Below are 26,192 nucleotides of genomic sequence, written 5' to 3' on the forward strand. Positions count from 1 at the left end.
GTCTTTTTGCAATTAAATACCACAAAGCATAAAATTACAATATGATAGAATTTTTCAGGCATTTTTTACACGAATTCGAATTACCGCTTACCAATCCAGTATTGATTTTCTCTCTAATACTTTTTATTATTCTGCTGTCCCCAATTTTATTAAAAAAGATAAATATTCCTGGGATTATCGGACTAATTATTTCGGGAGTCATTATTGGGCCTCATGGTTTGCATCTTTTAGAGAAAAATTCGGCAGTAAATTTATTTTCAACCATTGGGCTTTTATACATCATGTTTATTGCCGGTCTTGAGCTGGACATGAACGAGTTTAAGGCCAATCGAAACAAAAGTCTTCTATTCGGATTTTTCACCTTTATTATTCCGCTTTCAATAGGTTTTCCGGTTTGTTATTATTTGCTTCATTATGAATTCAATGCGAGTTTTTTAACAGCGAGCATGTTTGCAACGCATACTTTAGTGGCGTACCCAATTGTAAGCAAATTAGGAATTGCTAAAAATCAAGCAGTTGCCATTACTGTTGGAGGAACTATATTGACAGATACGGCGGTTTTGATCATTTTGGCCGTTATTATGGGAAGCAGTCAAGGAAGTCTAAATCAGGCTTTTTGGATAAAATTGACGGTTTCTTTGGCAATATTTTCTGCGATTATGTTTTTGGTGATTCCAAGAATTGCAAAATGGTTCTTTAAGAAGCTTGAAAGTGAAAAACACGCGCATTATATTTTTGTGCTTTCAGTGGTTTTCTTCGCAGCCTTTTTAGCTGAAGTAGCAGGAGTAGAGCCTATTATTGGTGCGTTCGTTGCTGGTTTGGCATTGAATCCTTTAATTCCCCATTCGTCTGCTTTAATGAACCGAATTGAATTCATCGGAAATTCATTATTTATTCCGTTTTTCCTGATTTCTGTTGGAATGTTGGTTGATGTAAGTGTGATTTTAAGCGGACCGACGGCATTGATTGTTGCGGCAACTTTGAGCGTTGTGGCTATTTTTGGAAAATGGACAGCAGCCTTTTTTACACAGATTGTTTTTAAATATACTAAAACAGAAAGACAGCTTATTTTTGGATTAAGCAGTGCGCACGCTGCGGCAACTTTGGCCGTGATTTTAGTGGGTTTTAAAGCTAAAATTCTGGATGAAAACATCTTAAACGGAACTATTATTCTGATTTTGATTACCTGTATCGTGGCTTCTTTTGCGACTGAAAAAGCGGCCAAGAAAATTGCAATCTGCGAAGAAGAAATCTCGCATGAAGATGCTAGTCATGATCAAATTTTAGATGAACATATTTTGATTCCGCTGGCAAAAACTTCGGCAACGGCAAGTTTGTTGGATTTTGCGCTTTTGATTAAAGATAAAAAATCATCAAACCCTGTTACGTTATTGACGATTGTTCCGAATAATGATCAGGCGGAAAAAAACATTTTGAAGTATCGAAAAGCGGTTGATAAATTTGTTATTCAAGGCTCTGCTTCAGAAGTAAAAATAAATACAATTGCCAGAATTGACCATAATCCTGCAAGCGGAATTGCCAGAACTTCCAAAGAAATCATGTCAGATATTGTGATTATTGGTTGGCCGAAAAAGACGGGATTTTTGGATAAAATTTTTGGAGAAAACGTAGATTCAATTATCAATAATGTCGATAAAAGCTTATTCATATGCCGTTTCCCGACGAATTTTGTAGAAGAAAAAAGACTGGTTTTTATCTGTCCGCCATTTTCTGAAAGAGGAATTGGTTTCCATCTTTTATTGCAGAAAATCTGTAGATTGTCTCAAGAATTAAGTATTCCGATTGTACTTTATGCCGATTATAAAACGCATCAAGCCATTCAAGGAATTGCAAATAATTTAAGATTAAACGCAAAATTTGGTTTTAAAAGCGTTATTGAATGGGATAATTTTGAATCGATTTCAGACGAAATAAAAGCAACCGATTTGATTGTTTTTAATTTGTCTCGAAAAGGTTCGGTTTCGTATCAATCTATTTTTGAAAGGCTTCCACAGAGATTTGAAAAATCGTTTAGTGAGAATAACATAATTCTGGTTTATCCACAAGATGATAGAAAAGAAAGTTCTATGGACGCTTATGAAGATTTTAGTTCAACACCATTGACAAAAGGTTTGGAAGCAATCGAACAAATTGGTCGTGGTTTGGGAAGTATTTTGAAGAAGGGATAAAGATTTATTTATCATTTTATGACAGAAGAATTAAAAGAGATTTTTATAAAGTATGATTTTCCAAAACGTGATGAGAATTCTTCAGTCGAGATTGAAGATATTCAAGTACATTTAAAATTTGATCTTCCAGAAGACTATGTTTTCTTTGTTGAAAATTATTTAGGAATTGATCAATTTATTGGAGCTGAGTTCATAAAACTTTGGAGTTTCGAAGAAATTATTGATGCAAACTTAGAGTATCATATATTTGAAAAATTACCACAAACACTTGCTATTGGAACAAATGGAAGCGGAGAATTTATAGGAATTGAATTTGAGGATAATAATTCTATAAAAATTATCCTTTCGCCTTTTATTGATTTAAATACAAAATATCATGTTGAAATAGGAAATTCATTTATTGACTTTTTGGATCGACTTGATAAAGGAGTTGAATGGTTTTAGTAAATGACAAAATTTAAAAAAAATGACTCACAATATAAAATCAATACGTCCCTTCATAGGAGCAAAAGACTTCGAAATATCAAGAAGTTTCTATCGCGATTTAGGATTTGAAGAGGGCGTTTTAGAATCTAATTTTTCTGTTTTTAAAAGCGGAGAATTTGCATTTTATCTTCAGGATTATTACGATAAAAGCTGGATAGAAAACACGATGGTTTTTCTTGAAGTTGACGATGCAGTTCGATATTACAACGAACTTTTAGCACTTAATTTAACGGAAAAATATGATGTAAAATTAACTCCAACTCGCCATTTAGATTGGGGAAGCGAATGTTTTCTTCACGATCCAGCTGGTATTTTATGGCATTTTGGAACGTTTAAAAAGTGATTTTGTTTGCCACGAATTTCACGAATTTTCACGAATTATATTTTGGAGCATCTGAAAATTAGTGGAATTAGTGGCAAAAAAACAAACTATCTCAAGCCAAAATTTCCCAAAACACGAGTAGTACTTTTGCGTTGGTACCAGTCATTATAAACCAATTCTAGATTTTTCACTTCAAATTCTCCAAAATCATAATCACGAAATTTATCCGCAATTTCAATTAATTTCTTCGGATTATGAAGCGGTTCCTGAAAACGCATAACGGTAGAATGCGCCGTAGAAATTGTGTAACGGCTGTCAATAGTTTGCTGTAAATCGGAGTTTTTGAAATTTTCTCGCAATTTGTTTCTGAAATTATTCAAAGTTTCATCCGTTGGAAAACCTTGAATCATTAGGGCAGAAGATGAGGCCGTAATTCCTCTGAAATGAATTTTAATTTTATCGGCATCAACCATACTTTTGCAGATTAGCTGAATATAATCATTTGGTGAAATCTGATTTAGCTGAAACTTCTCTGAACATGAAATAATCGACATAACCGTAATGTGAATATCAGAATCAGGATAAAAATATTGCTCTGGTTCTGCCTTTTTTAATTCATTGATAAAAAGCTGCATATTTGCTTTTATTTCATCGCTTGGGCGAATTAACAACGTTATTCCGAAACGGGAATCCAATTCGTTTTTCAACTCTGAATCAATAGCATATTTTCCTGCCAAAATAGCCTCAGCAGATGTTTTGTAAAGTTGATTATAGTGTTCAGTTAAATTCATTTAAAATTTATTTCTTTTTCGCCTTTTCCAGATTTTCTTTCACTCTAAATTTTACAATTTTGGTGATTAAATCATACGGCATTTTGTCTTTTAACGGAAATTGAACCGAACCTTTGCCTGATTTGTATTTTGAAAGTTCCTCTTTAAATTCTTCATGACCACTTGGCAAAGCATAAAGTCCAATGTGATTTTTAAAAGCTGCAAAATAAACTACAATTCCGTTTTGCTCAAAAGCCGGCATCGAATAACTGATTTTCTCCTTGGCATCTGGTGCCGCTTTTTGAATCGTCATTCTGATTTTCTCCAGAATTTCCTGAACTTCATCTGGGAAAGTACCAATGTATTCGTCAATATTTGCTGGTTTTTTTGTTTCCATGATTTTTAGTTGTTTCAAGTTTCAGGTTTCAAGTTTCAGGTTTCAGGTTTCGAGCGGAACTTGATCCCGAAGTCTCGGGAGAAACTAAAAAAAACATGAAACAAAAATTAAGCTAACCCTTTCGGGAATCGGTCTAAAACCAAATTCAATTGCAATTTATGTTCCAAATATGCTTTTGCGCCAGCTAAAACTAAAGTAAAACCTTCTGTTGAATTACGAACTTGATCGATTATTTTATCAGCATCGCCTTTTAAGCCAGAATTTGTTATGCTCACAAAAGTCTCATTTTCATTTAGTGGCGAAAAAATCCATTCTACTAAAGTGATTTCATCGGGATTTCCCCATTCAATAACAATTTTCTTGTTTTCTTGTAAAACCAATGTCGTAACCGAAAGTGAGAAACCATACATTTCCCAAGTCCATTCTGTTTTTTGGTTTTCTTCTAATTTTCCGGAACCCTTAGTAAACCAAAATTTACTAGTGATTTCTGGATCTGTAAAAGCCTGAAAAACTTCTGAAACAGGTTTTCTAATCAGCATTTCGGCTTTTGCGAATTTGTTGTTTTCTGTTTTCATTTTTATGCAAGACGTTAGAAGTTATGAGTGAATGTAAATATAAGTAAATATTAAAAGTTAGTTCTTAAAAAAATCTTTCTTCTTTTTCACAATTACCATTTTACATTTCACAAATGACATTCTAAGATTTACGAAGTTCATATTCAAAATACGGTACATCAACGCCATTTATATTAAACATAATGTCATTGATTTTTTCTGCGCCGAGTTTTAAAACCGCTTTTTGAGAACGGAAATTTTCTGCTCCAACATGAAAAAGCACCGAATCAACGTGCTGAAATGCATAATCGATCAATAATTTTTTGTTTGATTTATTATAAGGTCCGCCCCAATATTTTCGTGTAATGAAAGTGTAGCCAATTCCAACGCTTGATTTTTCTGGATTATAATCATAAAAACTGGTCGTTCCCAATTACTTCATTGGTTTGCTTATCAAGAATTAAGAACGGATTTTTTGTAATTATGAGGTCAAAAAAAGTTTTAAAACCCTCTCTTTCATGACGGTTTTTTACGGGATTCTGTTCCCAAATCAATGGGTCGGAAGCCGCTTCAAATAATGCTTCAAAATGTTTTTCCTCTAACGGAATTAATTTCGAGATTTCGTTTTCTAGAACTTCTGGTTGTAAGTTGAAATTATTTGTGGCCATAATTTTTTGTTTTAGTTTTTTTTTCAGAAAGATTAAATATCAAGTTTGTCAATTTCGACTGAAAGGAGACCCGAGCGATAGCGAACAGGCGAAGCAAATCACACAAGCAAATCCGCAAAGATAATCGCCAATCTTTGTCGATTCTCGAGTGTGATTTCTTTCCCGAAGCCTCAAGATCGAAATGACAAAAACAATCTGTGCCAATCAGCTATATCCGTTAAATCTGTGGGCAATATCAAATCCTTTTAATCTGAACGCAAGAAACATTTTCCATTTTCACTTCTTTTCCAACTTTTTTTAGCATTCCGGTTTTAGCATTTCGTTTAAAAACGACCACATTTCCAGTATTAACATTCGAAGCAATTAAAAATTTTCCGCTTTCATCAAGGGCAAAAACTCTCGGATGTTTTCCTAAAGTTGATTGGTAGCCAATGTTTTTTAAAAGACCATTTTCATCAATTGTAAAAATGGCAATATTGTTTTCTTTTCCTCTATTTGTGGCATATAGAAACTTCCCGTCTGGCGAAATATGAATGTCCGAACTTTCAAATCCCTCTTTAATTTTATCAGGGTGCGTAGCAATTCGCTGTATTTTATTCAAAACGCCGTTATCATATTTATAAACGCTTATTTGCCCAGCCATTTCTTCAATGCAATACCCAAATTTTTGATTTGGATGAAAAGCAAAATGTCTCGGTCCGGCTTCTAAATCTGTTTTTGTAAAAGGATTTTTTGTTTCGATCAATGGCTTTTTCTGATTTTCATCAAATGCATAACAACGGATTTTATCAGCACCTAAATCCGGCAAAAACAGGTAATCAAATTGAGGTGAAAATATAGCCGAATGAACATGTGAACGCGTTTGTCTTTCTTTGTGCGTACTTCCGTCCATGTATTGAAAATTTTGCGCAATGGAATCTATTTTACCGTTTTCTAAAATCGGGAAAACAGAAACGCTTCCTTCTGTATAATTGGCATTTGCAATCCATTTACCGCTTTTATGAACCGTTACATAAACCGGATTTTCGCCGCCGCTTCTTTGGCTGTTTAAAAAAGTCAGCGTTTTATTTTCTGGATTAAATTCAAAACTGCTTATGCTTCCCGCATTTGGCGTTTTGGTGTCTGTACAGGCGTAAATATATTTTCCATTTGGCGAAACAGCTAAAAAAGAGGGATTAATAATGTTTTTTGCCGATGCTGTTTTCATTAATTTTCCGCTCACAGTATCCAATTGATAAACCTGAATCGCTTCAGCAGATTTATCACGGTTATACGAACCCAAAAAGACATACGTATTTTGAGCAAAAAGGTTTAAAGTTGCTAAAAAAGCAACTGCAATAAAGGTTAATTTTAGTTTCAAGTTTTTTTTGTTTCAGGTTTAAAGTTTCAAGTTTAGTTGTTTGCCACGAATTTCACGAATTTTCACCAATTAAAATTGAATTTGCGGAAATTCGTGAAATTTGTGGCGAAAATTTTGTGTTGTACGCTTCGACTTCGCTAAGGGTGACAAAAGAATTAGCTCATTTTTTTAGGGAATTAATAAATATCTGAATCCAAATACAGGAAGTTCTCCCTGCATAAAGTCCAAATCTTCAGATCTTTTGAATCCAATATTTTCATACATTTTCCAAGCTGTTTTCATTGCTAATGTCGAATGAATAATGATTTGCTTGCGATTATTTTCAGATGCTTTTTGAACACATTTCAAAGTCAAAAGTTTTCCAATTCCTTGTCCTCTGGCTTCAAAATCAACTCCAAGTAAACGAAATCCAGCCGAATCTTTTTCCTGAGTAGCAGTACCTCCAGAGCCGTAGAACTGCATATCATTAAAATAAACAACAGCTCCGGCAATTTTATTGTTCTCATCAACAGCGACCAAAAGCTCGGTTTCTAGAAGTTTTGTAAAATCGCCAATATTTGCCAGCATTTTATAATAATTGGGCTGTTCATTTTCTTTTGGAAATCCTTCTAAAGCCGAATAAACACGGATTAAAAGTTTTCCAATTTCTTCAAATTCTGAAGGATTTGCGTTTCTAATGTTATAGTTGTTCATTTTTTTGTTTCTCCCGAGGCTTCGGGATCAAGTTTCAGGTTTTTCAATTATCAATTAACAATTAACAATTAACAATTAACAATTAATCATTATCTAATCCCTTTCCACCATTGTTGAAATTCCTGATTTTCATTTTTCAGTTCAACGATTTCGCCAATTTTTGGTGTGATTAGCGGAATTGGATTTTCAGACAAATTATTCAATTCGGTTACTTTGATCAAAGGTTCGTCCCAAGGATGAAGTGCTAGTGCGAATTTTGACGAATGAACCGGGAAAACTCTTTTGGTGTTCAAATCTTTCATCGCTTTTATTACATCTTCTGGCAGATTGTGAATGTATTTCCAAGCCGGATTATATTGCCCGTTATCAAGAAGCGCAATATCAAAAGGGCCGTATTTTTCGCCAATTTTAGCAAAATGAGAATCATAACCGCTGTCACCACCTAGATACATTTTAAAATCTTTGGTTTCCAGAATGAAAGATGTCCAAAGCGTATTACAACGTTTAATGCTTCTGCCCGAAAAATGTCTCGTAGGAGCTGTATAAATCGTTAAATTCTGATCCAATTCTATTTTTTCATGCCAGTCTTTTTCGATAATAATTTCAGATGGAAACTTCCAAAATTCAAAGTGTGAACCAACACCAAGCGCCGTAATTATTTTTTTGATTTTTGGTTTCAGCGCCATAATTGTTGCAAAATCCAAATGGTCGTAATGGTCATGCGTAATCAATAAATAATCAATTTCTGGAATATCGTCAGCAGTGTAAATATCAGTTCCTTTAAAAGCTTTTGTAGTGCCGTAAATAGGCGAGGCGTTGCCACTGAAAACGGGATCAATCAAAAAACGTTTTCCTGCAAGCTGAATGTAATAAGACGAATGTCCAAACCAAACCAGAATATCCTGGTCTAACGGAATTTCATGCAGATTGTTTTTTACAGACGGAATAACATCGGTCGGAATTTTGCGATCTACTTTCTTGAAGAAAAATTCTTTTAACACATCAAAATACCCGTAACCTTCGGCAAGTTCGGGCGTGAAACTTTCATTTTCAAATTTTCCGTTTTTATAATGAGGTGATTTTTGTATTAGTGCAAGTCGTTCGCCGGCAGGTCTTTTTCCATATCGAGGATGATATAAAAAATAGATCACAATGGCGATAAAAAGAAGAAATAAGGTAAGAGTCATATTTTTTAGTTTGAAGGATATTGTTTTATTGAATTAATACGTTTAAGAGAAAATTTTGCAAAAAAAGTCGTAAAGAAATTTTAGACATACGACAATCAAGAGCACTAAACCAACATATAATCGGATGTTTGGAAGATTATTATAAGTTTCAATTTCAGTAATATATTTATAGACTTTTTTACGTTTGTACAAGCATAAAACAAAAACCGTAATTATAACTGTCGCAAAGAAACATTCTAATATAAAATCATCGATTTGTTGTTGAGAACTATTTTCTGAGAGCATTTTAATATTTAGTTTGAAGGATATTGTTTTCGTAGCTCGTTTACCGAAATCAAAACCATTTTTTTAAGAATTTCAACATCAATATCAGCCAGTTTTTTGACATAAACACAGCCTTTTGCCGATTTATGTTTTCCGAGTTTTACCAGTAATTCTTCTCTTTCTTCGGCTGGTAAATGCAGATAAAGTGAAATCGCCGCTTTTCTAGGTGAGAAAGCTGCTAATGGCGCGTCACCTTCATGACCGCTTGCGTATTTGTAATGATAACTTCCGAAACCAACAATGCTTGGACCCCACATTTTAGCTTCAAAACCGCTAGTTTTCCCCATGATTTTTATAAGCTCAAAAGCGTCATTTTTTTTTGCCTCATCATCAACAAAAGTGTTTATAAAGTCAGCAACACTGCTTTGGGTTTCGTTCGTTTTATTTTTAGCCATTTGTCTAGTTTTCGGTTTTCGTTAATAATTTACAATTAACAATTCACCATTAACAATTAATTTAAAACATTCCGTTTTCGTTGATTGTTTCTTTGGGAACCGGCTGACCCAAATCCCAAAGTTCTACAATTTTGTCCTCTTTAAATTTCAAAATATGAACTACGGCAAAACCAATATCTTCTGAGTTTTGTTTTAAATGCGAGTGAACCGCAACCAGATTGTCGTCTTCTAAAATATGATGAATTTTAAAAATTTTATTCGGATTTGTCCTTGCCGATTCTTCCATTGCAAGCATCAAAGTATCGGCATCGCCCTTAAAATAAGCGTTGTGATGTTTAAATTTTTTGCTAACATGGAGTCGGAATGCTTCGTGTGAATGTCCGTTTGCAGCAAGTTTTAAGAAGTCTCGGGCAATTTCTTTCCTAGTCATAATTTTAAATATAAAAGCGAACTAAGTTAAGAAATTTGAAGCTGCGGTATTACAGAATTTGGGGCATTTTTTTAGAAATCTTCAAGTTTTATTTCAGAAAGATCAATTCCGAGTTTCCCGAATTCTATTATCCCGATTTCGGTGATATAAAAGTGTTTATCAGCAGGATTTTCCTTTGCAATCCATCCTTTTTCGGCAAAAGTTATGGCGAGCAATTGGCCTAATTTTCCGCCAATGTGCTCGTAACATATTTTAGCCGGTTTGACTTTTGTCGGTTTGTTGTTCATTTTAATGAAGGTAAGGTTTTCTTTTGCAAGTTAATTTCAAAGCCAAATATGCCATTGGAATATAAGCAAAAACTAAATCAACGACCGTAAACCAAATTGGTGATGGCAAAGAGCAAACGCTTACGATACCACCCAATAAAAAGAAAGCGCCAATAACCAGCGCTAGTTTCTTTTTATGATTATATGCAATTATTGCAGTCGCAGCCGCTCCCGCAAATGTTCCTGTAGCGTGTGCCAAAAAAGGGAAAAGAAAATGTTTAGGCTCAAATAAATGCATGGTTGCTTTGAGCCCTTCCATAGTTGTATTATCAGCGCCATCTGGTGGCGGAATAATCGAACCACTTATTAAAATTATACTCATATTTACAATGCTTCCAACAAAAAGACCAATGATTACGGCCAAAGTATTTCTTAAAATAGGGTTCATAAACTAGGATTTTTTAGAATCACTAATTTATAAAATTATTTTGAAGAAAGCTTTTTTTCGTTTTCTGTTTGTGGTTTTCCCGCTGCATTTGGTTCGCCTTTTCCTGTGGTAATGAGTTTTTTAAGACTGTTCTGAATGTAATTTGTCCAAGCATCTCTGCAAATATCAAAGCATTCGTAATCTGGAACTAAACCAAAATGTGTAAAACGAAGTTCTGTTTTGCCGTTTTTTTCTGAAATTTCAAAAGTTGGTTTCGTGTTTGTCCATTCCGTTTTGTCTTCGGTGAATTTGAAGTAGTTTTCTTCAACCAACCAAACAATTTTCTGATTCGGAATTACTTCGATCAATTTTACTTTGCAGCGGTGAATATCTTCAAAATGATAATCAAATTCATCATTCAGTTTTGCTGTATTTCCTTCAATTTCTTCAGACCACCAGCCTCGAACATTGGTAACGGCATTAAAAACTTCCTGTGGTGTTTGATCGACTTGTATTGTTGTGCTAAAATTTTCTGTGCTCATCATATAATTTTTAAAAAGTTGAATAATCAAAGTTATCTTTTAAAAATCAATTAGTTAGGGTGTCTAGAAGACAATTTTAAGGGTAGAATCAGACAATTTTGACATGAATTGTAAACTCGTTCTGTTTGTTATTTGTTATGCATTTATCTAAACTGGACTGAAGTCCAGCTCTACAATATGATTCGTTCCTTCGGAACTTTGAAAAGAGCCTTCGGCTCGATGTATATTGTAGGGCTGGACTTCAGTCCAGTTTGATTTATGTATAAATCCGTTCGTTTGTAAACCCGACAGATTTTTAAAACCTGTCGGGTTTCTGAGCGTAATCTCTACATAGTAGTTATTTAGTTTTTTCTGAAAAGACCAATCAATAAATTAATGATATAAATTGGAGTTGCGACAAAAAGAATTAAAAGTAACTCGCTCACTAAAACTATATTTAAGTTTTGTAAGTCATATAATAGTGGAAAATTTGGGTCGATTTCAGTTTGTGGATGATAAAAGAAAACAACCCAATACAAAATAAAACTTCCAATCAAAATAAAAGAATGAATGAAAGTTAAGAATGGTACAAGGTGTTTCTTTAATTTTTTTTTGAAGAAGCCAATATCCAGTTCCCATTAAAAAATAGCAAATAAAGAAAAATACAGTTGCGTCGGCATTGCGAGCGACAAAGTAAGTATCGTGAATATTAATGTCTAAAGTCGCATTTGGATCATTATTTTGTAAAAATCCAATAAGTAATATTAGAAGAGAAACAATCCAGAATAAATGATAAACTTTTATTTTTTTAAGATTCATTAAGAGTAAGTTTGTAAATATTGTAAATCAAAAAGGTTTTAAAAACCTGTATGGTTTCTCAAAAATTATGACTAGTTATATTTTGTGTCTTCTACATTTTCGCCAGATAGCCAGTTTTCAAATTCGTTGTTTTTTATACTTTCGAATTTCTTTGGAATCATAAATAGAAAAATTATAGCCAAAAGTTGCAATATTTGCTGGCTAAGACTTAGAATTCCGTTTAGCGGAAAATAGGTTAGGTCCGAAATTAAAGTTGGAATAGAAACCGGTAATCCAATCAAAAACAGCACTAATAATAAAATTTTCAAATCACGTCCTTGTCGAATTAAATATGCTAGAATTCCAACGAAAATGAAAGCGACAATAGCGGAAAAAATTCCTGTTCCATTAGGATAATATTTTAATGCTAAAATAAAGTTCACTATTCCTAGAGCTATTGAAATAAAAATAAAATTGGATGATTTTATATGATTTTCGTGTATTGGACGTATCTTTTTTTCTTCCTTCTTATTAATCAAGAAATTAATTGAATCAATTTCTTGAGGTGAAAATTCACGACCTCTTTTTTTAAGTATTTCAAAAGCAATTTTTGTAGCTTCGGGAACGAAGGTAGTTTCTGGTTTTATATAATTTTCTAATTCACGATCAGACATTTGTTCTAAGACACTTTTTTTAACAGCCATTTTTGAATCAATATTATTTTAGGTTCTAAAATAATTGATTTAAATAAAATACTGTTCGATTTTCTTACAAATATTTTCAATTGATAAAAAATGGTTTTCCATTACTTTTTCCAATTCCAATGTTCCACCTAAAATCAGCATTTCTTTATTTTCAAAACGTTTTCCAAGTCGGTCTTCGAGCATGATGGTTTCCATGCTTTGCGCCATTTTTATTTCATTTAAAAAATCATTCGGATGACCAGCAGTGCAAATAGCAAGTCCAAGCGGAATAGTTTTCATTTTCGGAAAAGTATCCGTTTGTCCGTAAGCATATCCAACAGAATAAACGCGGTCAAACCAACCTTTTAATTTAGCTGGGCAATCGCTCCACCAGACCGGATATAGAAAAATAACACAATCGGCATTTTCGAGTTTTTTCTGTTCTGCCAAAACATCTTGAGAAATTGGAAGTTCAAGTTTTGCAAAACCTTCTCTTTCATATTCGGTTTCAGACATATCGCTTTGAAAGTTAGAATCATATAAATCAGAAATTTCCAGATTCCAGTTTTGTTTTGCAATAACAGCTTTAAGTCTTTCCAGCACCTGAAAAGTGTATGATTTTTTGCTCGGATGGCAGTAAACTATTAGAATATTCATTTGTCTAAATCTTCTTAAAAATTAATAAATCAATTAAAATTAGAATCGCTTTTTATTATATAAAGTTAATTCTTATTTTTAACCAACTGCAAACCATTTCCAATTATGATAAAAAACTTTTACGCTGTATTATTTTTTATAACCGCTTCAATTTCAGCTTTTGCACAATTAAAATCGCCGTCAGAATTTATTCCGAATTATGGCAAACAAATCTCGTTTTACCATCAAGTCGAAGATTATTTTAAATACCTGACCGAAAATTCGGCTTTAATTAAAAAACAGCAATATGGTCTAACAAACGAACAACGCGATTTGAATTTATACTTTATTTCGGATCCTGAAAACCTGAAAAATCTGGAGCAAATCCGATTAAATAATTTGGCTTCTATTGGTCTTTCCGATTCAAAATCGGCTACAGCCCAAGACAAAATAATTGTTTGGTTGAGCTTCAACGTTCACGGAAATGAATTTGCTGGAACCGAAAGTGCTATGACTGTTGCTTACGAACTTTTGAATCCGTCAAATGAAGAGACAAAAAAATGGCTTAAAAACACCATCGTAATTCTCGATCCGTGCATCAATCCTGATGGTTATTCACGTTACGGAAACTGGCTTAGAGAAATTTCAGGTAAAAAGACACATCCGGGATTGTACGACAGAGAACATATGGAAGAATGGCCGGGCGGAAGATACAATCACTATCTTTTTGATTTGAACCGAGATTGGGCGTGGCAAACGCAAGCCGAATCACAACAGCGCATAAAAGTGTACAATCAATGGATGCCACAAGTTCATACCGACGTGCATGAAATGAGTTACAATTCGCCGTACTTTTTTCCTCCGGCTGCCGAACCGCTTCACGAATTTATCGAGCAATATCAAAAAGATTTTTATAATGTTTTAGGAAAAAATATTTCGGAGAAATTCGACAAACAAAACTGGATGTACAACACCAGAGAACGTTTTGATTTGTTTTATCCAAGTTATGGCGACACGTATCCAACGTACAATGGCGCTGTCGGATTAACGCTAGAGCAGGGCGGAATAGGAGCAGGCCGCGAAGTAACTATGGAAAACGGAACCAACGTTACCATAAAAGACCGTTTAACGCATCATGCTACAGCAGTTTTGACGGTGGTTGAAAGTGCCGCTTCACAAAAAGATGTTCTTTTAAAAGGCTTCAGAGATTTTCACGCCAACGCGCGCATAAAAGCAAAAGGCGTTTACAATACCTATGTTTTAAAAAGCAACGCAAAACTGGAGCAATTGACCGAAATGCTGAAAAAGAATGACATCGAATTCAGTTATGCCGACGCATCTGCAAATGCTTCAGGGTTTCACTATCAAAACAAAAAAAGCGAAAGTTTCAAAATTGAGCCAAACGATTTAATCATAAAAGCAGACCAGCCAAGATCAGTTTTGACACAGGTTTTATTCGAACCAAATCAAAAACTGAACGATAGTTTGTCGTATGATATTACTGCTTGGGCTTTGCCATTGGCGTACGGGGTTGAAGGTTATGCGGTAAAAAATACAATCGGAATAAAAACAAAATCGGCGATTGAAATTGCTCCAAAAACAATTCCGGCCAGCGTTTATGCCTTTTATGTACCTTGGAACAGCAGAGTTTCAGCCCAAGTACTTTCGGCATTGCATCAAGCAGGAATAAAAGTGCGTTCGGCAATGAAAAAAGCCGTTTTCGGAACCATTACAATCGAACCAGGTGGATTAATTATCAGCCGTGCCGATAATCCTAAAACAGCCGATTTTGAAAAAACAGTGAGCGAAATCATCAAAATCAAATCAGATTACAGTTTTATAACAACAGGATTTTCTACGAATTCAAAGGACATTGGCGGTGAAAATTTTGTTCTTTTAAAAGCACCAAAAATTCTGATGCTTTCTGGAAAAGGAATAGTTTCGACAGAATTTGGCGCCAATTGGCATTATCTGGACGAAGTTGTAAAATATCCGGTAAGTATTGTCGAGACTTCCAATTTCAACCGAGTTAAATTGTATAATTACAACACTTTGATACTTTCAGACGGTTCTTATGATTTTTCAGACGAGCAGAAAAAACAAATTGACGAATGGATTAAAAATGGCGGAAAAGTTATCGCCATGAGCAGCGCCATTTCGCTTTTTCAAGATCGCGAAGGTTATGCGTTGAGCATGTTTGCAAGTAAGGAAGACAAAGAAAAATCAGAAAAAGAAGAAAAGGAAAACGAACTTAAAAAACGATTTTTAGACTTCGAAGGTTCAGAGCGAAGAGAAATTTCGGGTACAATTCCGGGTGCGATTATCGAGAATAAATTAGACAAAACTTACCCGATGGCGTTTGGTTTAGGAAATTCGTATTACAGTCTTAAAACGAATGAAAGATCATTTTCGCTTCTAAAAAATGCGATCAACGTGGCGTACATTCCAAAAAACTTTTTGAGTTATGGTTTTGTCGGGCACGACATCAAGAAAAAACTTCCAGAAACCGTGACCTTCGCAGTAGATAAAAGAGGCGACGGAAGCGTAATTTATATGATGGATAACCCACTTTTTAGAGGTTTTTGGGAAAACGGAATCCTCTTATTCAGTAATTCACTTTTTTTAGTCAATTAATAAAAAATGCTCTTCAAGAATTATCAAGAAGAGCATTTTTTTTTTATTTAGAAGCAGTAATTTTTGTTTTCAAAAAGACGTTCAGTCCCGCTGTCCACTATATTCCCAATTAACAAAAACTACGGCTGAAAAAGCCTTGTTTTTCTAAATCGGGAGATGCCGCTTCCATCGGGGCTAAGCCAGAAAATTTAGTTTTCATAAGATCTAAGAAAGAGAAAATTATTGTCGAACAAAATACAAATCAGAACCGTCCGTATATGATTTTCCTAAAATCATTTCTCCTTTATCAGAAATTCCATAAGTCCATTTAGAACCGTCAATATTGACTATAGGAATTTTTGATTCCCCAACAGTTGGACCTCCAGATAAATAGTCGAGTTTGTATTCGTATTGATGCTGTTCTATTTTTCCATCCATGCTAATTGTTAAATTATATTTTGCATCAAATGTGTAAAAAATATTTTTGTCTGAATAATCAGTGATGGTCTCCTTATTTGGATCATCAGGAGTGGCAAAAACATGATTGCGAGTTTTTACTAATTTCCATGTTCCAATCGTCGGATTTGGACTGTTATCGTCATTGGAACAGCTTGCAAGAATCAAAAGGATAAAAATAATAGGTAAAATTTTTTTCATTAGGATTGATTTAGTTTTTAATATTCTAGCACACGGTCATACTCCTCTATTATGCCGTTTGCAAATTCTTCTCTTATGTACAGTTTTTTTCCAATAATTTCAAATGAACTTTCACCAGTAGCCCGAAATATAGAAGATTTGCTGGTAGAAGAGTAAGCGTTTTTAAATACAAACATATTTTTTTCGCCACCATAAATTGACGGTTTTTTTACAACAAAAAAGGTTCTGTTAGAAATCAAAGTGCCATTTTCATATTCTTTATATGAAGTACCCGAAAACGCTAAAACACGACTTTTATTAACTATCGCAGGCGTGATTGGGGTACTATTTGATTGCGTGGTAGATTGCACCCAGTTCCACCGTCCTCCTAGCAACGCTTGAGTTTGAGCATCATTTAATTCGCTTTCGTTGTTGCTACAGGAATTCAGAATTACAATAAGTAATAACAAGTAATATTTTCTCATCGGTTTAAATTAATTGGTTTGATTTAAAGATGATGTTTTAGTTAAAAGGTTGCGTTAATTGTAGGTAATTTATTAAAATATTTAATATTACGCTATTTCATCTTTGATGAGAAGCAATTTTCGGCCTTGCAAAATCATTCTGAAACCATAGAAAATGGTTGCAAATGCACAGCCCAAACTTACAATTACATTAGCAATATTTACGGTTGTGATTTTTTGAGTGATTAGATAAATGCCAAGAAAAGCAAACAAGCAAGTCCAAGTTCCTATGTAAAAATCAAAAGTGCGTTTGAATATTTTTGCCAATGGAAAAAAGTGCAGTCCAACAATTAGAACAAAAAAGCAAATAAACAGTTCGTTATGATTAATATTGACCAATATGTTTTTGGCAACCAAAATTCCAAGACCTTCCAAACCAAAAATAATCAAGAACCATTTTTCGTTTTTCTTTTCGTCTTCTGTTTTTTCAATTGTACTTTCTGGAAGATTTTTTTGAGCTTTTGTAAATTTCAGATAGAAAAATAAAAAACTCATAATGATCATTCCTAAAAGAATTCCGGCTAAATGAAAGTCTTTATTTTCGAAGTAATATTCGGCAATAAATGCCCAAATCGAAGTGTTGATAATCATGAAGAATAAACCGCCAATTGGCTTTTCAATGTCTTTTTTTGTTATTGTGTTCATTTGTGGTTTAAAGTATTTTTTGATTAAGTATTTTTTTTCAACACATAGAAACATAGATTTTATTTGTCTAAAAGAACTAAAAAAGAAACTAGTTTCTTAACACATAGCCAAAACTATGTTTGTTTAAAATAAGTGAAACGCCTTTTATCAGCATTTAAATCTATGTTTCTATGTGTTTGAATATAATGGGTTTAATAGAATTCTAAAGAAAATAAAATGTGAGTTCCGTGGTCTGATTCGCCTCGTTCTGTCTCAATAAAACCTTTTCGTTTATAAAAATCTACGGCTTTGGTATTTTTTGCTAAACACTTTAAAGTAAGCGGAAAAGTCGTTTTTTTAATCGCTGTTTTCAATAATTCAGTTCCAATGCTTTTGCCTTGATGTTCGTGATCAATATACAAATGATGAATGAAATTAGTGGGCATCCAAATCGAAATAAACCCAACCGGAATATCATTTATAAGAGCAACAAAAACGGTTTCTCCCTGAATATGTTTTTCAAAATCATCCAATTGAAATTCAGATTGGTCAAGCCATGAAAAAGTTCGCCGTCTTTCGGTCAAAAACAAATTTCTTAATGGCTCGTAATCTTTATTTCTAATTTCTGTGATTGTCATTTGATTTTCTAATCCAAAAACTTATTTCAGAGATTTAGTTTCATTTTCTAACATTTTTTCAATATTAAAATAAATGCCGTCAACATTGTATTTTCCTTTTTCAAAACTCAGATAATCGCATTTGTCAACAAGTGACTGCGATTTGCTTTCGAGTTCAAAAACATTTAAAAGAATATATTCATGTTCGACCAAAATAACATGAAAACCAGTTTCGCATTTTCGTCCGTCGCCCGAAGATAAAATGGCATTCATGATACTATGAAATTTGAACGAAGCTGTTTTGGCACTTTCTTCGTCGCCTTTCAAGTGATACGTGTACGCAAGAAGATTTAATTGTCTAAGATCAAAAGGGAATTCGCTTAAAGTGTGATTGATCAATTTGATGGCTTCGTCATAATCTTTGGTTTCCATTTTTTCTTTGCCAAAAATATCATTCAATTTTTTTTCGTCAGGCGATCTCCAGAAAGCGTTGTATTTTGGCTGAAAAACATATCCGAAATACAAATAACGGAATTCATCGTGCGTCATGAGCGTATCATTTTTAGCCAGACGATCCATTAAATTTGGATAATAAAATGGTGATTTTTTATCCTGAATCTCTTTTTCAATTTGCTTGTAATCTGGAATTTTGAACTCGTTTTGTTGTGCCGAAGCCGTGATTCCAATTAGTAAAGAAACGAATAGTACAATTTTTTTAATCATGATTTTTTGGTTTTGGTTAAAAGCGAAATTATGATTTTGGTTTGATGCAATATGCTGATGAAATTTGTTCTATTCTTGATGAATTGATTTTTAAAACCGAATGTCAGTAGTAAAAATAGTATAAAATATTGAATGTAAGTACTTCGATTTTATGAAAGAACATCTTATTTTTAAGTTTTGAACTTCTAAGATTTATTTCTGGATGAATTAAAAGTTTGTGTAAAATTGGCGACAAAATCTTTGGTGTATTGTCCAGTCAAATCTAAGTCAGGGTCGAGAATGGTTATTTCGAGTCCGATTAATTTTTCGCTTTGAAACAAATAGGAGATGAGCTCATTGAATTCGGCATATGAAAGTCCGTCTGGGGTTCTGCTATCAACGCAAGGCATAATTTCGTCGTTTAAAACATCAACATCTATATGTAGAAAAAAGCCATCGAGATTTTTATTTTTTATCTCAGCTAAGAAAGTTTCAACGCAATTCGGAATTCCTTTTTCCCGAAGATCATTTAAACTAAGATATGTGGCTTCAGAATTTCGGATTTCATTTTCATATTGATCATCATATTCGCGATTGCCCACGCACCAAAGATTTTCTTCTTTGATGTACGGACATAAATTCAAAATATTTGTTAGTTTTTGATGACCATTTCCTGTCACAATTGAAGCTGCCATACCGCCGACACCGCCAGTTTCGGACAAAGAAATATCCATAAAATCGGTATGTCCGTCAAGATAAAACAATCCGAAGTTTCCTTTTTGTTTTAATGCGATTGCGGTTCCCAATAAAATGCTGCAATCACCGCCAATGATAAAAGGAAATTTATTTTGCGAAAGAATATTGTTGATTAGATAGGCTTGTTCGCGAGCATATTCTACCAATGAATTTGCATTGAGAATCTGTGTTTCAGAATCTTTAACATTCGAGTATTTTGGAGCATCGAGCGTGAGAATATTTTTTGGATTGATTTCTTTATGCAGATTATGTCTCCAGAACCATTCTGGTAATTTTTTTACGCCTGATTCTTTTCCCGGTTGAGGTTCTTTTAGTCCCAAATTTGATGGAAATTCAACAATATAAATCTCTTTCATAACAGATGATGTTTAGAGTAAAGTTATGAAAATAAAAAAATCCGATTTGTGAAAGCAAATCGAATTTTGGTTTTGTAGAAAATTATTTCTTTGATTACAACACAATTACTTTTCCTGTATGCACATCATATCGCATGGCAACAACTTTTACTTTATGTTCTTTTACAATTGGATTATCTTCAATTAGCTTGATTGAGTGCTTGATATTTGCATCAATTGCGCCTAAATAATTTTTTTCTTTTGGGATTTTTTTAGCCGCTTCAATTTCTTCATTTTCCATCGAAATTGTTTCCACAATGTCGTCAATATGATTAAAATGATTTTTATACGAACCATTTTTGTCTTCTATATAAGCCTTAATAGCGCCACATTCGGTATGTCCAAGCACAACAATTAATTTAGAGTCTAAGTGTTCAACCGCATATTCAATACTTCCCATATCGATATTGGTAATTAAATTTCCAGCATTTCGTATCACAAATAGATCGCCAACTCCTTGGTCAAAAGCAATTTCGGGCGAAACTCTACTGTCAGAACAAGTTACAACAACAGCAAATGGCTTTTGTCCATTTTCATTGGCTTTGACAGCATCTCTGTTTTGGTGCGGATGAATAGGTTTTTCATCTATAAATCTTTGGTTTCCCTCTAATAATTGTTCAACATTTGTCAGGCTATGATTTTCTGCAGTAGCAGTAACTTTTTCCTCATTTTGTTTTTTACAGCTAAGGACTAAAAAAACGATTACGATTAATATGCTAAGTTTTGATTTCATTTTGCGTATTTTGAAGTTATTGCTATCAAATATTCTAAATTAGAATTGCACCAAATTTTTTCCTAGACTTTTAATTGTTTTAGTAAAGTTATGAAAATAAGTAGTTTAAATTTTTTAAAATGAATCAATTATATCTCAAATAAAAAAATCCGACTCGCTTTCGCAAATCGGATTTTTAAATTGAAAATTATATGTAACCGTAAAACGGTATATTTTTTACAAGTGAATTACTTCGCCGTAAGCATCAGCAACAGCTTCCATAACAGCCTCGCTCATAGTTGGGTGAGGGTGGATAGATTTAAGGATTTCATGACCTGTAGTTTCAAGTTTACGAGCTACAACTGCTTCAGCAATCATATCTGTAACACCAGCACCAATCATGTGACATCCTAACCATTCTCCATATTTAGCATCGAAAATTACTTTTACGAATCCATCTGGAGTTCCTGCAGCTTTTGCTTTTCCTGAAGCAGAGAATGGGAATTTACCAATTTTTAACTCGTAACCTTTTTCTTTAGCTTGTTTTTCAGTCAAACCAACAGAAGCAATTTCTGGAGTTGCGTACGTACAACCAGGAACGTTTCCGTAATCGATTGGTTCTACGTGTAATCCAGCGATTTTTTCAACACAGTTGATTCCTTCAGCCGAAGCCACGTGAGCTAAAGCCTGACCTGGAGTAACGTCTCCAATTGCATAATATCCAGGAATATTAGTTGCGTTGTAAGCGTTTACTAAGATTTTATCTCTGTCAACAGCGATTCCAACTTCTTCTAAACCAATATTTTCAATGTTAGTTTTGATTCCAACTGCAGAAAGTACGATATCAGCTTCAAGAACTTCTTCTCCTTTAGCTGTTTTTACAGTTGCTTTAACTCCGTTTCCTGTAGTGTCAACTTTTTCTACAGAAGAGTTTGTCATTATTTTAATTCCAGCTTTTTTCAAAGAACGCTCAAATTGTTTTGAGATATCTTCATCTTCTACAGGAACTACATTTGGCATAAATTCTACAATTGTAACTTCAGTTCCCATTGAGTTGTAGAAGTGAGCGAACTCCACTCCAATTGCTCCAGAACCAACAATAATCATAGATTTTGGTTGTGTTGGCAAAGTCATTGCTTGACGGTAACCAATTACTTTTACACCATCTTGAGGTAAGTTTGGCAACTCACGAGAGCGAGCTCCAGTTGCGATGATAATATGATCAGCGCTATATTCGGTAACTTTATTGTCTTTATCAGTAACGTCAAGTTTTTTACCTGGTTTTAGTTTTCCAAAACCTTCAATAACGTCAATTTTGTTTTTTTTCATCAAGAATTGAACTCCTTTGCTCATTCCTTCTGCTACACCACGGCTGCGTTGTACAACTGCAGGGAAATCTTTATCGAATTCAGAAACTTTTAATCCATAATCAGAAGCATGTTTCAAGTAATCAAAAACCTGAGCCGATTTAAGCAATGCTTTTGTTGGGATACATCCCCAGTTCAAACATACACCACCAAGGTTTTCTTTTTCAACTACAGCTACTTTAAAGCCTAATTGTGAAGCTCTAATCGCTGTTACATAGCCTCCAGGACCGCTTCCTAAAACAATAACGTCGTATTTCATTTTTTTGGTTTTTAGTATTTATCGCCGAAAATGAGAATATAATTCCGAAACTCATTCCCTATTTTTCTTTTTGTTATTTGTGATTGCGAATTTAAGGATTTATTTTAAATGAACGCCTCAAATTTTATTTTTACAAACACTGATTTTGATCTTTTCACAGAGAATGGTCAAATTGTTAATTGTAAATTATGAATTATGAAATGAAATTTTAGATTTGGAAGTTTTAATTTGAAATTAAATCACCAGACAAAATAAACGAAGTCGAAGGCCTTTCGTGATGAAAAGCTCTTCGACTTCGCTCAGAGTGACATTAATAATTCACAATTAATAATTCATAATTATACTTTGACGTGTCCCCAGTTTTCTCCGCTGGCAATTCGTCTAATTTGCATTTCGCTTACGCCGAATTGTTTGGCTATCATTTTCAAACGTGTTTTTTGATCTGGTCTTGCTAAAATTTTCTTGATCAGCATAACTTTTGTTGTAGTCAATTTTCGTCCGTCAGCTTTTAGATTGTGCTCAATCAGATTTTTTTTCGCCTGAATCACACGCGGACTTTTGCGACTGTGCGCCATCATTTCTTCTTTTGTCGCCCAACGCAAATTGCTCACATCGTCATTGCTTCGGTTGTAATCCAAATGAAGCACATATGTTTGTTCCTCAGATTGCTTCGGAATAAAATATTGGGCTACTAATTTGTAGAGAAAAAGATATTTGTTGACGATTTTGTCATCTTTTTTAACCTTAAATCTAAAGGTTGGATAACCGTCGCTCAAACCGCCTTTTAGGATTCGGCCTTCTTCAATTTTGTCTGTAAAACTTATAAGTCGGCCTCTGTTTGAGATCGCATATTTAAGTTGTAATGAGGCATTTATTTCTATTTCTTTGAACTGTTCTTCTGGATAAAATCTATTTTGTGGCATTTTCTTTTACATTTGATTTCTATAATCTCAAAGATAAATAATAAACCAAAAATGAAGTGTTAAAGCACTAGTCCAGAAGAGCAGTTTTATGATTTCTATAACGCTGATTTAACGTTTATAAATGTTTTTTTAGCATTTTAGCCCCTAATTAGCAACCGAAAATTGCGAATCATATAGATTTTTATAGTATCCATCAGCTTTATTAAGCAATTCTTGATGTGTTCCTTGCTCAACAATCAATCCTTTGTCCATTACCACAATTTTATCGGCATTTACAATTGTAGCTAAACGGTGTGCAATAATTATAGAAGTTCTTCCTTTGGTAATTGTTTCTGTCGCGCGCTGAATCAATTCTTCAGAATAAGTATCAATTGATGAAGTCGCTTCATCCAAAATCAAAATACTTGGATTGCTCACATATGAACGTAAAAAGGCGATCAATTGGCGCTGACCAGACGAAAGCATTACGCCGCGTTCCTTTACATCAAAATCATAACTATCAGGCAAACTCATGATAAAGTCATGAACGCCAATTTTTTTGGCAGCATCCAGAACTTGTTCACGGGTAATTTCTGGATTGTGCAATGTAATGTTGTTGTAAATGGTGTCAGCAAACAAAAATACATCTTGTAAAACCACGGCAATTTGTTTTCTTAACGAAGCCAAAGTATAGTTTTCAATATTATGTCCGTCAATAAAAATGCTGCCGCTGTTAATTTCATAAAAACGGTTCAGCAAGTTGATTATAGTCGATTTTCCAGCTCCGGTCGAACCTACAATTGCAATTGTCTGCCCAGAATCTACAGATAAATCAATGCCTTTAATTACTTCTTCTTCCGGAATATAACTAAAACGGACAGCTTTGAATTCAATACTTCCTTTAAAAACTGGTGCTTCAATAGTTCCAGTGTCCTGAATATGATCTTGTGTATCAATAATGTCAAAAACACGATTTGCTGCAATCATTCCTAATTGCATCTCGTTGAATTTATCTGCAATTTGACGAAGCGGATTAAATAACATTCCAATAAACATCGTATAAGAAAACAAATCTCCGAATGTCGTAAAATGATCGCCATTCAAAATTTTGAATCCACCAAAAACAACCACCAATCCTAAAGTGATTGATGAAATAATATCGGCAATTGGGAAGAAAATCGAGTTGTATAGAATAGTTTTTATCCAAGCTACTCTATGTTTGTCATTGATTTGCTTGAAATTTTCGGCCTCAATACTTTCACGGTTAAAAAGTTGTACGATTTTCATTCCCGTAACACGTTCCTGCACAAATGAGTTCATATTGGCAATCTGTGTACGTACTTCTTCAAAAGCAACCTGCATTTTACGCTGAAAAATTCGGGTAATGTAAACCAGAATCGGCATTGCAACAACCACAATCCAAGTCAGTTTCCAATTCATATAAAACATAAAAAGCAAAACGACCAGCATTTTCATCAAATCACTGATGATCATAAAAAGTCCTTGACTGAAAATACGCGCAATTGATTCAATATCCGAAACAGATCTGGTTACCAATTGTCCAACCGGAACCAAATCAAAATATTTCATTCTGAAACTTAAAATGTGTTTGAAAAGCTTATTTCGGATATCTTTTACAATATCCTGCCCGAGCCAATTTGCCCAATAAACAAAGTAGAATTGAGAAAAAACTTCCATCAAAAGCACACCGCCCATTAACATAATATATAGGAGCAAGCCATATTTGTCATGAGTCTTGATATAGCCGTCGACCGTTTGTTTCAATAAATAAGGGCGAAGTGCTGCAAAAATCGACAACGAAACAGCAAAAACAATAACGCCGTAATAGCGCCATTTATAGGGTTTGGTATATTTTAAAATTCGTTTGAATAATCCAGTATCGAATGCTTTTGCTTTCATTTATTTTTTATTGGCTTTAGGCTATAAGCTTTAGGCAATAGGCTTAGCACTTTATGCTTAAAGCCTTTTGCTTATAGCTTATCGCTATAATTTTTGATGCTTTAAGCTATAAGCTTTAGGTATTAGGCTAATCACTTTGCGGTGAAAGCTTATTGCCTAAAGCTTAAAGCCTATAGCTATATATATTCGTATTTTATTTCGGTTAAATATAAACCGTGTGCTGGAACCGAAAATCCTGCTTTTTCTCTGCTTTTGCTGGCAATTATATTTTCAAAATCTTCCAACGTAATTTTATGCAGACCAATATTCACCAAAGTTCCCACAATTGAACGAACCATATTTCTTAAAAATCGGTTTGCCGAAATCGTAAAAACAAGTTTGTTGTTTTCTTGTTTCCAATACGCATCAAAAATCGTGCAATCAAATGTGTTTACATCTGTATTTACTTTAGAAAAGCATTGGAAATCGGTATGATTTAGCAAAATTTTTGCGGCTTCATTCATCAAAGCTACATCTAATTTTTGATTAAAATACCAGCTTAGTCCCTCTAAAAAGGGATTTTTAACAGTGTTGATATGATATTCATAAGTTCGTTTTGTAGCGTCAAATCGGCAATGTGCTTCATCATGAACTAATATGATATCAAAAATCGCAATATCTTTTGGCAAATACGAATTCAGTTTGTGCACTAAATTCGGAACATCTAATGGAGTTTCAACATCAAAATGCCCAAACATTTCTTCGGCATGAACGCCAGTATCTGTGCGTCCGGCACCCATAACATTTATAGGTGAATTTAGTAATACCGAAAGCGCTTTGTTTAAAGTTTCTTGAACAGAAGATGCATTAGGCTGAAATTGCCAGCCATGATAATTTGTTCCGTTGTAAGCAAATTGAATAAAATATCTCACTTTAGAGGTTCAAAGGTTTATTTAAAGGCTCAAAGGTACAAAGGTTTTTTTTAAGGTGCTAAGGTTCTAAGATGCTAAGTTACTAAGGTTTTTTATGCGTATGTATTGTAGAGACGTACAGCAGTGCATCTACCGCTAGATTGGGAAA

At 33.9% G+C, this 26,192-nt stretch carries 30 protein-coding genes; 4 read left to right on the forward strand and 26 right to left on the reverse strand.

The annotated features are described in order from the left end of the window. Window positions 1–41 precede the first annotated feature (41 nt). The 3 genes from FND99_RS10005 to FND99_RS10015 are packed head-to-tail and all read left to right on the forward strand — an operon-like array spanning window position 42 to window position 3,018. Window positions 42–2,189, forward strand: coding sequence for a cation:proton antiporter (locus tag FND99_RS10005; RefSeq protein ID WP_144337849.1), 2,148 nt, complete (start codon window positions 42–44; stop codon window positions 2,187–2,189). Window positions 2,190–2,207: 18 nt separating this feature from the next. Further along, entirely contained in the window at window positions 2,208–2,633 is a 426-nt protein-coding gene (locus FND99_RS10010; RefSeq protein WP_144337850.1) for an SMI1/KNR4 family protein, read from the forward strand. 22 nt (window positions 2,634–2,655) lie between these two features. Next, entirely contained in the window at window positions 2,656–3,018 is a 363-nt protein-coding gene (locus FND99_RS10015; protein WP_144337851.1) for a VOC family protein, read from the forward strand. Window positions 3,019–3,104: 86 nt separating this feature from the next. Here FND99_RS10015 and FND99_RS10020 read toward each other — a convergent pair whose 3' ends face one another. From FND99_RS10020 to FND99_RS10085, 15 genes are all read right to left on the reverse strand, one after another. Continuing rightward, window positions 3,105–3,788 carry a 2'-5' RNA ligase family protein gene (locus FND99_RS10020; RefSeq protein ID WP_144337852.1) on the reverse strand — a complete coding sequence of 228 codons (684 nt, stop codon included), beginning with the start codon at window positions 3,786–3,788 and terminating at the stop codon, window positions 3,105–3,107. A 7-nt stretch (window positions 3,789–3,795) separates the two neighbouring features. Further along, on the reverse strand, window positions 3,796–4,164 hold the full coding sequence (locus tag FND99_RS10025; protein ID WP_144337853.1) for an iron chaperone: 369 nt from the start codon (window positions 4,162–4,164) through the stop codon (window positions 3,796–3,798). 107 nt (window positions 4,165–4,271) lie between these two features. Next, entirely contained in the window at window positions 4,272–4,739 is a 468-nt protein-coding gene (locus FND99_RS10030) for an SRPBCC family protein (RefSeq protein WP_144337854.1), read from the reverse strand. Window positions 4,740–4,860: 121 nt separating this feature from the next. Then, on the reverse strand, window positions 4,861–5,151 hold the full coding sequence (locus tag FND99_RS20300; protein WP_246074203.1) for a GNAT family N-acetyltransferase: 291 nt from the start codon (window positions 5,149–5,151) through the stop codon (window positions 4,861–4,863). Further along, window positions 5,129–5,386: a GNAT family N-acetyltransferase gene (locus tag FND99_RS20305; RefSeq protein WP_246074204.1), complete on the reverse strand. Its 258-nt coding sequence runs from the start codon at window positions 5,384–5,386 to the stop codon at window positions 5,129–5,131. Before FND99_RS20305 ends, FND99_RS20300 begins: the two co-directional genes overlap by 23 nt. A gap of 235 nt (window positions 5,387–5,621) precedes the next feature. Beyond that, on the reverse strand, window positions 5,622–6,746 hold the full coding sequence (locus FND99_RS10040; protein WP_144337855.1) for a lactonase family protein: 1,125 nt from the start codon (window positions 6,744–6,746) through the stop codon (window positions 5,622–5,624). Window positions 6,747–6,914: 168 nt separating this feature from the next. Next, window positions 6,915–7,439: a GNAT family N-acetyltransferase gene (locus FND99_RS10045; protein WP_144337856.1), complete on the reverse strand. Its 525-nt coding sequence runs from the start codon at window positions 7,437–7,439 to the stop codon at window positions 6,915–6,917. A gap of 89 nt (window positions 7,440–7,528) precedes the next feature. Continuing rightward, window positions 7,529–8,626 (reverse strand): MBL fold metallo-hydrolase, encoded by a 1,098-nt coding sequence (locus FND99_RS10050; protein WP_144337857.1) that lies wholly within the window; start codon window positions 8,624–8,626, stop codon window positions 7,529–7,531. A gap of 293 nt (window positions 8,627–8,919) precedes the next feature. After that, window positions 8,920–9,345, reverse strand: a complete 426-nt coding sequence (locus FND99_RS10055) for a DUF1801 domain-containing protein (RefSeq protein ID WP_144337858.1) — start codon at window positions 9,343–9,345, stop codon at window positions 8,920–8,922. A gap of 61 nt (window positions 9,346–9,406) precedes the next feature. Beyond that, window positions 9,407–9,775 (reverse strand): nuclear transport factor 2 family protein, encoded by a 369-nt coding sequence (locus FND99_RS10060; RefSeq protein ID WP_144337859.1) that lies wholly within the window; start codon window positions 9,773–9,775, stop codon window positions 9,407–9,409. A gap of 71 nt (window positions 9,776–9,846) precedes the next feature. Next, window positions 9,847–10,062 (reverse strand): ArsR family transcriptional regulator, encoded by a 216-nt coding sequence (locus FND99_RS10065; protein ID WP_144337860.1) that lies wholly within the window; start codon window positions 10,060–10,062, stop codon window positions 9,847–9,849. A 1-nt stretch (window position 10,063) separates the two neighbouring features. Further along, a complete protein-coding gene (locus FND99_RS10070; protein WP_144337861.1) occupies window positions 10,064–10,489 on the reverse strand; it encodes a hypothetical protein in 426 nt (141 codons plus the stop codon). 35 nt (window positions 10,490–10,524) lie between these two features. Continuing rightward, window positions 10,525–11,010, reverse strand: a complete 486-nt coding sequence (locus tag FND99_RS10075; protein WP_144337862.1) for an SRPBCC family protein — start codon at window positions 11,008–11,010, stop codon at window positions 10,525–10,527. 869 nt (window positions 11,011–11,879) lie between these two features. Then, on the reverse strand, window positions 11,880–12,491 hold the full coding sequence (locus FND99_RS10080) for a hypothetical protein (protein ID WP_144337863.1): 612 nt from the start codon (window positions 12,489–12,491) through the stop codon (window positions 11,880–11,882). A 39-nt stretch (window positions 12,492–12,530) separates the two neighbouring features. Further along, complete coding sequence (locus FND99_RS10085; protein WP_144337864.1) at window positions 12,531–13,127, reverse strand: NAD(P)H-dependent oxidoreductase; 597 nt, start codon at window positions 13,125–13,127, stop codon at window positions 12,531–12,533. Between the two features lie 105 nt (window positions 13,128–13,232). Here FND99_RS10085 and FND99_RS10090 point away from each other — a divergent pair, with 105 nt between their 5' ends. Next, a complete protein-coding gene (locus FND99_RS10090; RefSeq protein WP_144337865.1) occupies window positions 13,233–15,740 on the forward strand; it encodes a M14 family zinc carboxypeptidase in 2,508 nt (835 codons plus the stop codon). Window positions 15,741–15,959: 219 nt separating this feature from the next. On the opposite strand, the gene FND99_RS10095 is transcribed toward FND99_RS10090, so the two are convergent. From FND99_RS10095 to truA, 11 genes are all read right to left on the reverse strand, one after another. Further along, window positions 15,960–16,376, reverse strand: a complete 417-nt coding sequence (locus FND99_RS10095; protein WP_144337866.1) for a lipoprotein — start codon at window positions 16,374–16,376, stop codon at window positions 15,960–15,962. A gap of 17 nt (window positions 16,377–16,393) precedes the next feature. Continuing rightward, window positions 16,394–16,840: a hypothetical protein gene (locus FND99_RS10100; RefSeq protein WP_144337867.1), complete on the reverse strand. Its 447-nt coding sequence runs from the start codon at window positions 16,838–16,840 to the stop codon at window positions 16,394–16,396. Window positions 16,841–16,927: 87 nt separating this feature from the next. Further along, window positions 16,928–17,524 (reverse strand): hypothetical protein, encoded by a 597-nt coding sequence (locus FND99_RS10105; protein WP_144337868.1) that lies wholly within the window; start codon window positions 17,522–17,524, stop codon window positions 16,928–16,930. 191 nt (window positions 17,525–17,715) lie between these two features. Next, window positions 17,716–18,141, reverse strand: a complete 426-nt coding sequence (locus FND99_RS10110; protein WP_144337869.1) for a GNAT family N-acetyltransferase — start codon at window positions 18,139–18,141, stop codon at window positions 17,716–17,718. 21 nt (window positions 18,142–18,162) lie between these two features. After that, window positions 18,163–18,843, reverse strand: a complete 681-nt coding sequence (locus FND99_RS10115; RefSeq protein ID WP_246074205.1) for a DUF4919 domain-containing protein — start codon at window positions 18,841–18,843, stop codon at window positions 18,163–18,165. 185 nt (window positions 18,844–19,028) lie between these two features. Further along, window positions 19,029–19,934 carry an arginase family protein gene (locus tag FND99_RS10120; protein ID WP_144337870.1) on the reverse strand — a complete coding sequence of 302 codons (906 nt, stop codon included), beginning with the start codon at window positions 19,932–19,934 and terminating at the stop codon, window positions 19,029–19,031. Between the two features lie 94 nt (window positions 19,935–20,028). After that, window positions 20,029–20,706, reverse strand: coding sequence for a carbonic anhydrase (locus tag FND99_RS10125; RefSeq protein ID WP_144337871.1), 678 nt, complete (start codon window positions 20,704–20,706; stop codon window positions 20,029–20,031). A 216-nt stretch (window positions 20,707–20,922) separates the two neighbouring features. Next, window positions 20,923–22,311, reverse strand: coding sequence for a dihydrolipoyl dehydrogenase (gene lpdA / locus FND99_RS10130; protein ID WP_144337872.1), 1,389 nt, complete (start codon window positions 22,309–22,311; stop codon window positions 20,923–20,925). Between the two features lie 338 nt (window positions 22,312–22,649). Continuing rightward, the gene (locus tag FND99_RS10135; protein WP_144337873.1) at window positions 22,650–23,234 is read right to left on the reverse strand and encodes an NUMOD4 domain-containing protein; all 585 of its coding nucleotides are present in this window, start codon (window positions 23,232–23,234) and stop codon (window positions 22,650–22,652) included. A 144-nt stretch (window positions 23,235–23,378) separates the two neighbouring features. Further along, entirely contained in the window at window positions 23,379–25,133 is a 1,755-nt protein-coding gene (locus tag FND99_RS10140; RefSeq protein ID WP_144337874.1) for an ABC transporter ATP-binding protein, read from the reverse strand. 176 nt (window positions 25,134–25,309) lie between these two features. Further along, window positions 25,310–26,044, reverse strand: coding sequence for a tRNA pseudouridine(38-40) synthase TruA (gene truA, locus FND99_RS10145; protein WP_144337875.1), 735 nt, complete (start codon window positions 26,042–26,044; stop codon window positions 25,310–25,312). Between the last annotated feature and the right edge of the window lie 148 nt (window positions 26,045–26,192).

This window comes from Flavobacterium daemonense (assembly GCF_007341385.1).
Lineage (GTDB): Bacteria > Bacteroidota > Bacteroidia > Flavobacteriales > Flavobacteriaceae > Flavobacterium > Flavobacterium daemonense.

What these genes read in the sequence shown, in the direction of transcription:
- FND99_RS10005 (WP_144337849.1), top strand. Translation starts at nt 42, where the DNA reads ATGATAGAATTTTTCAGGCATTTTTTACACGAATTCGAATTACCGCTT.
- FND99_RS10010 (WP_144337850.1), top strand. Translation starts at nt 2,208, where the DNA reads ATGACAGAAGAATTAAAAGAGATTTTTATAAAGTATGATTTTCCAAAA.
- FND99_RS10015 (WP_144337851.1), top strand. Translation starts at nt 2,656, where the DNA reads ATGACTCACAATATAAAATCAATACGTCCCTTCATAGGAGCAAAAGAC.
- FND99_RS10020 (WP_144337852.1), bottom strand. Translation starts at nt 3,788, where the DNA reads ATGAATTTAACTGAACACTATAATCAACTTTACAAAACATCTGCTGAG.
- FND99_RS10025 (WP_144337853.1), bottom strand. Translation starts at nt 4,164, where the DNA reads ATGGAAACAAAAAAACCAGCAAATATTGACGAATACATTGGTACTTTC.
- FND99_RS10030 (WP_144337854.1), bottom strand. Translation starts at nt 4,739, where the DNA reads ATGAAAACAGAAAACAACAAATTCGCAAAAGCCGAAATGCTGATTAGA.
- FND99_RS20305 (WP_246074204.1), bottom strand. Translation starts at nt 5,386, where the DNA reads ATGGCCACAAATAATTTCAACTTACAACCAGAAGTTCTAGAAAACGAA.
- FND99_RS10045 (WP_144337856.1), bottom strand. Translation starts at nt 7,439, where the DNA reads ATGAACAACTATAACATTAGAAACGCAAATCCTTCAGAATTTGAAGAA.
- FND99_RS10050 (WP_144337857.1), bottom strand. Translation starts at nt 8,626, where the DNA reads ATGACTCTTACCTTATTTCTTCTTTTTATCGCCATTGTGATCTATTTT.
- FND99_RS10055 (WP_144337858.1), bottom strand. Translation starts at nt 9,345, where the DNA reads ATGGCTAAAAATAAAACGAACGAAACCCAAAGCAGTGTTGCTGACTTT.
- FND99_RS10060 (WP_144337859.1), bottom strand. Translation starts at nt 9,775, where the DNA reads ATGACTAGGAAAGAAATTGCCCGAGACTTCTTAAAACTTGCTGCAAAC.
- FND99_RS10065 (WP_144337860.1), bottom strand. Translation starts at nt 10,062, where the DNA reads ATGAACAACAAACCGACAAAAGTCAAACCGGCTAAAATATGTTACGAG.
- FND99_RS10070 (WP_144337861.1), bottom strand. Translation starts at nt 10,489, where the DNA reads ATGAACCCTATTTTAAGAAATACTTTGGCCGTAATCATTGGTCTTTTT.
- FND99_RS10075 (WP_144337862.1), bottom strand. Translation starts at nt 11,010, where the DNA reads ATGAGCACAGAAAATTTTAGCACAACAATACAAGTCGATCAAACACCA.
- FND99_RS10080 (WP_144337863.1), bottom strand. Translation starts at nt 12,491, where the DNA reads ATGGCTGTTAAAAAAAGTGTCTTAGAACAAATGTCTGATCGTGAATTA.
- FND99_RS10085 (WP_144337864.1), bottom strand. Translation starts at nt 13,127, where the DNA reads ATGAATATTCTAATAGTTTACTGCCATCCGAGCAAAAAATCATACACT.
- FND99_RS10090 (WP_144337865.1), top strand. Translation starts at nt 13,233, where the DNA reads ATGATAAAAAACTTTTACGCTGTATTATTTTTTATAACCGCTTCAATT.
- FND99_RS10095 (WP_144337866.1), bottom strand. Translation starts at nt 16,376, where the DNA reads ATGAAAAAAATTTTACCTATTATTTTTATCCTTTTGATTCTTGCAAGC.
- FND99_RS10100 (WP_144337867.1), bottom strand. Translation starts at nt 16,840, where the DNA reads ATGAGAAAATATTACTTGTTATTACTTATTGTAATTCTGAATTCCTGT.
- FND99_RS10105 (WP_144337868.1), bottom strand. Translation starts at nt 17,524, where the DNA reads ATGAACACAATAACAAAAAAAGACATTGAAAAGCCAATTGGCGGTTTA.
- FND99_RS10110 (WP_144337869.1), bottom strand. Translation starts at nt 18,141, where the DNA reads ATGACAATCACAGAAATTAGAAATAAAGATTACGAGCCATTAAGAAAT.
- FND99_RS10115 (WP_246074205.1), bottom strand. Translation starts at nt 18,843, where the DNA reads ATGATTAAAAAAATTGTACTATTCGTTTCTTTACTAATTGGAATCACG.
- FND99_RS10120 (WP_144337870.1), bottom strand. Translation starts at nt 19,934, where the DNA reads ATGAAAGAGATTTATATTGTTGAATTTCCATCAAATTTGGGACTAAAA.
- FND99_RS10125 (WP_144337871.1), bottom strand. Translation starts at nt 20,706, where the DNA reads ATGAAATCAAAACTTAGCATATTAATCGTAATCGTTTTTTTAGTCCTT.
- lpdA (WP_144337872.1), bottom strand. Translation starts at nt 22,311, where the DNA reads ATGAAATACGACGTTATTGTTTTAGGAAGCGGTCCTGGAGGCTATGTA.
- FND99_RS10135 (WP_144337873.1), bottom strand. Translation starts at nt 23,234, where the DNA reads ATGCCACAAAATAGATTTTATCCAGAAGAACAGTTCAAAGAAATAGAA.
- FND99_RS10140 (WP_144337874.1), bottom strand. Translation starts at nt 25,133, where the DNA reads ATGAAAGCAAAAGCATTCGATACTGGATTATTCAAACGAATTTTAAAA.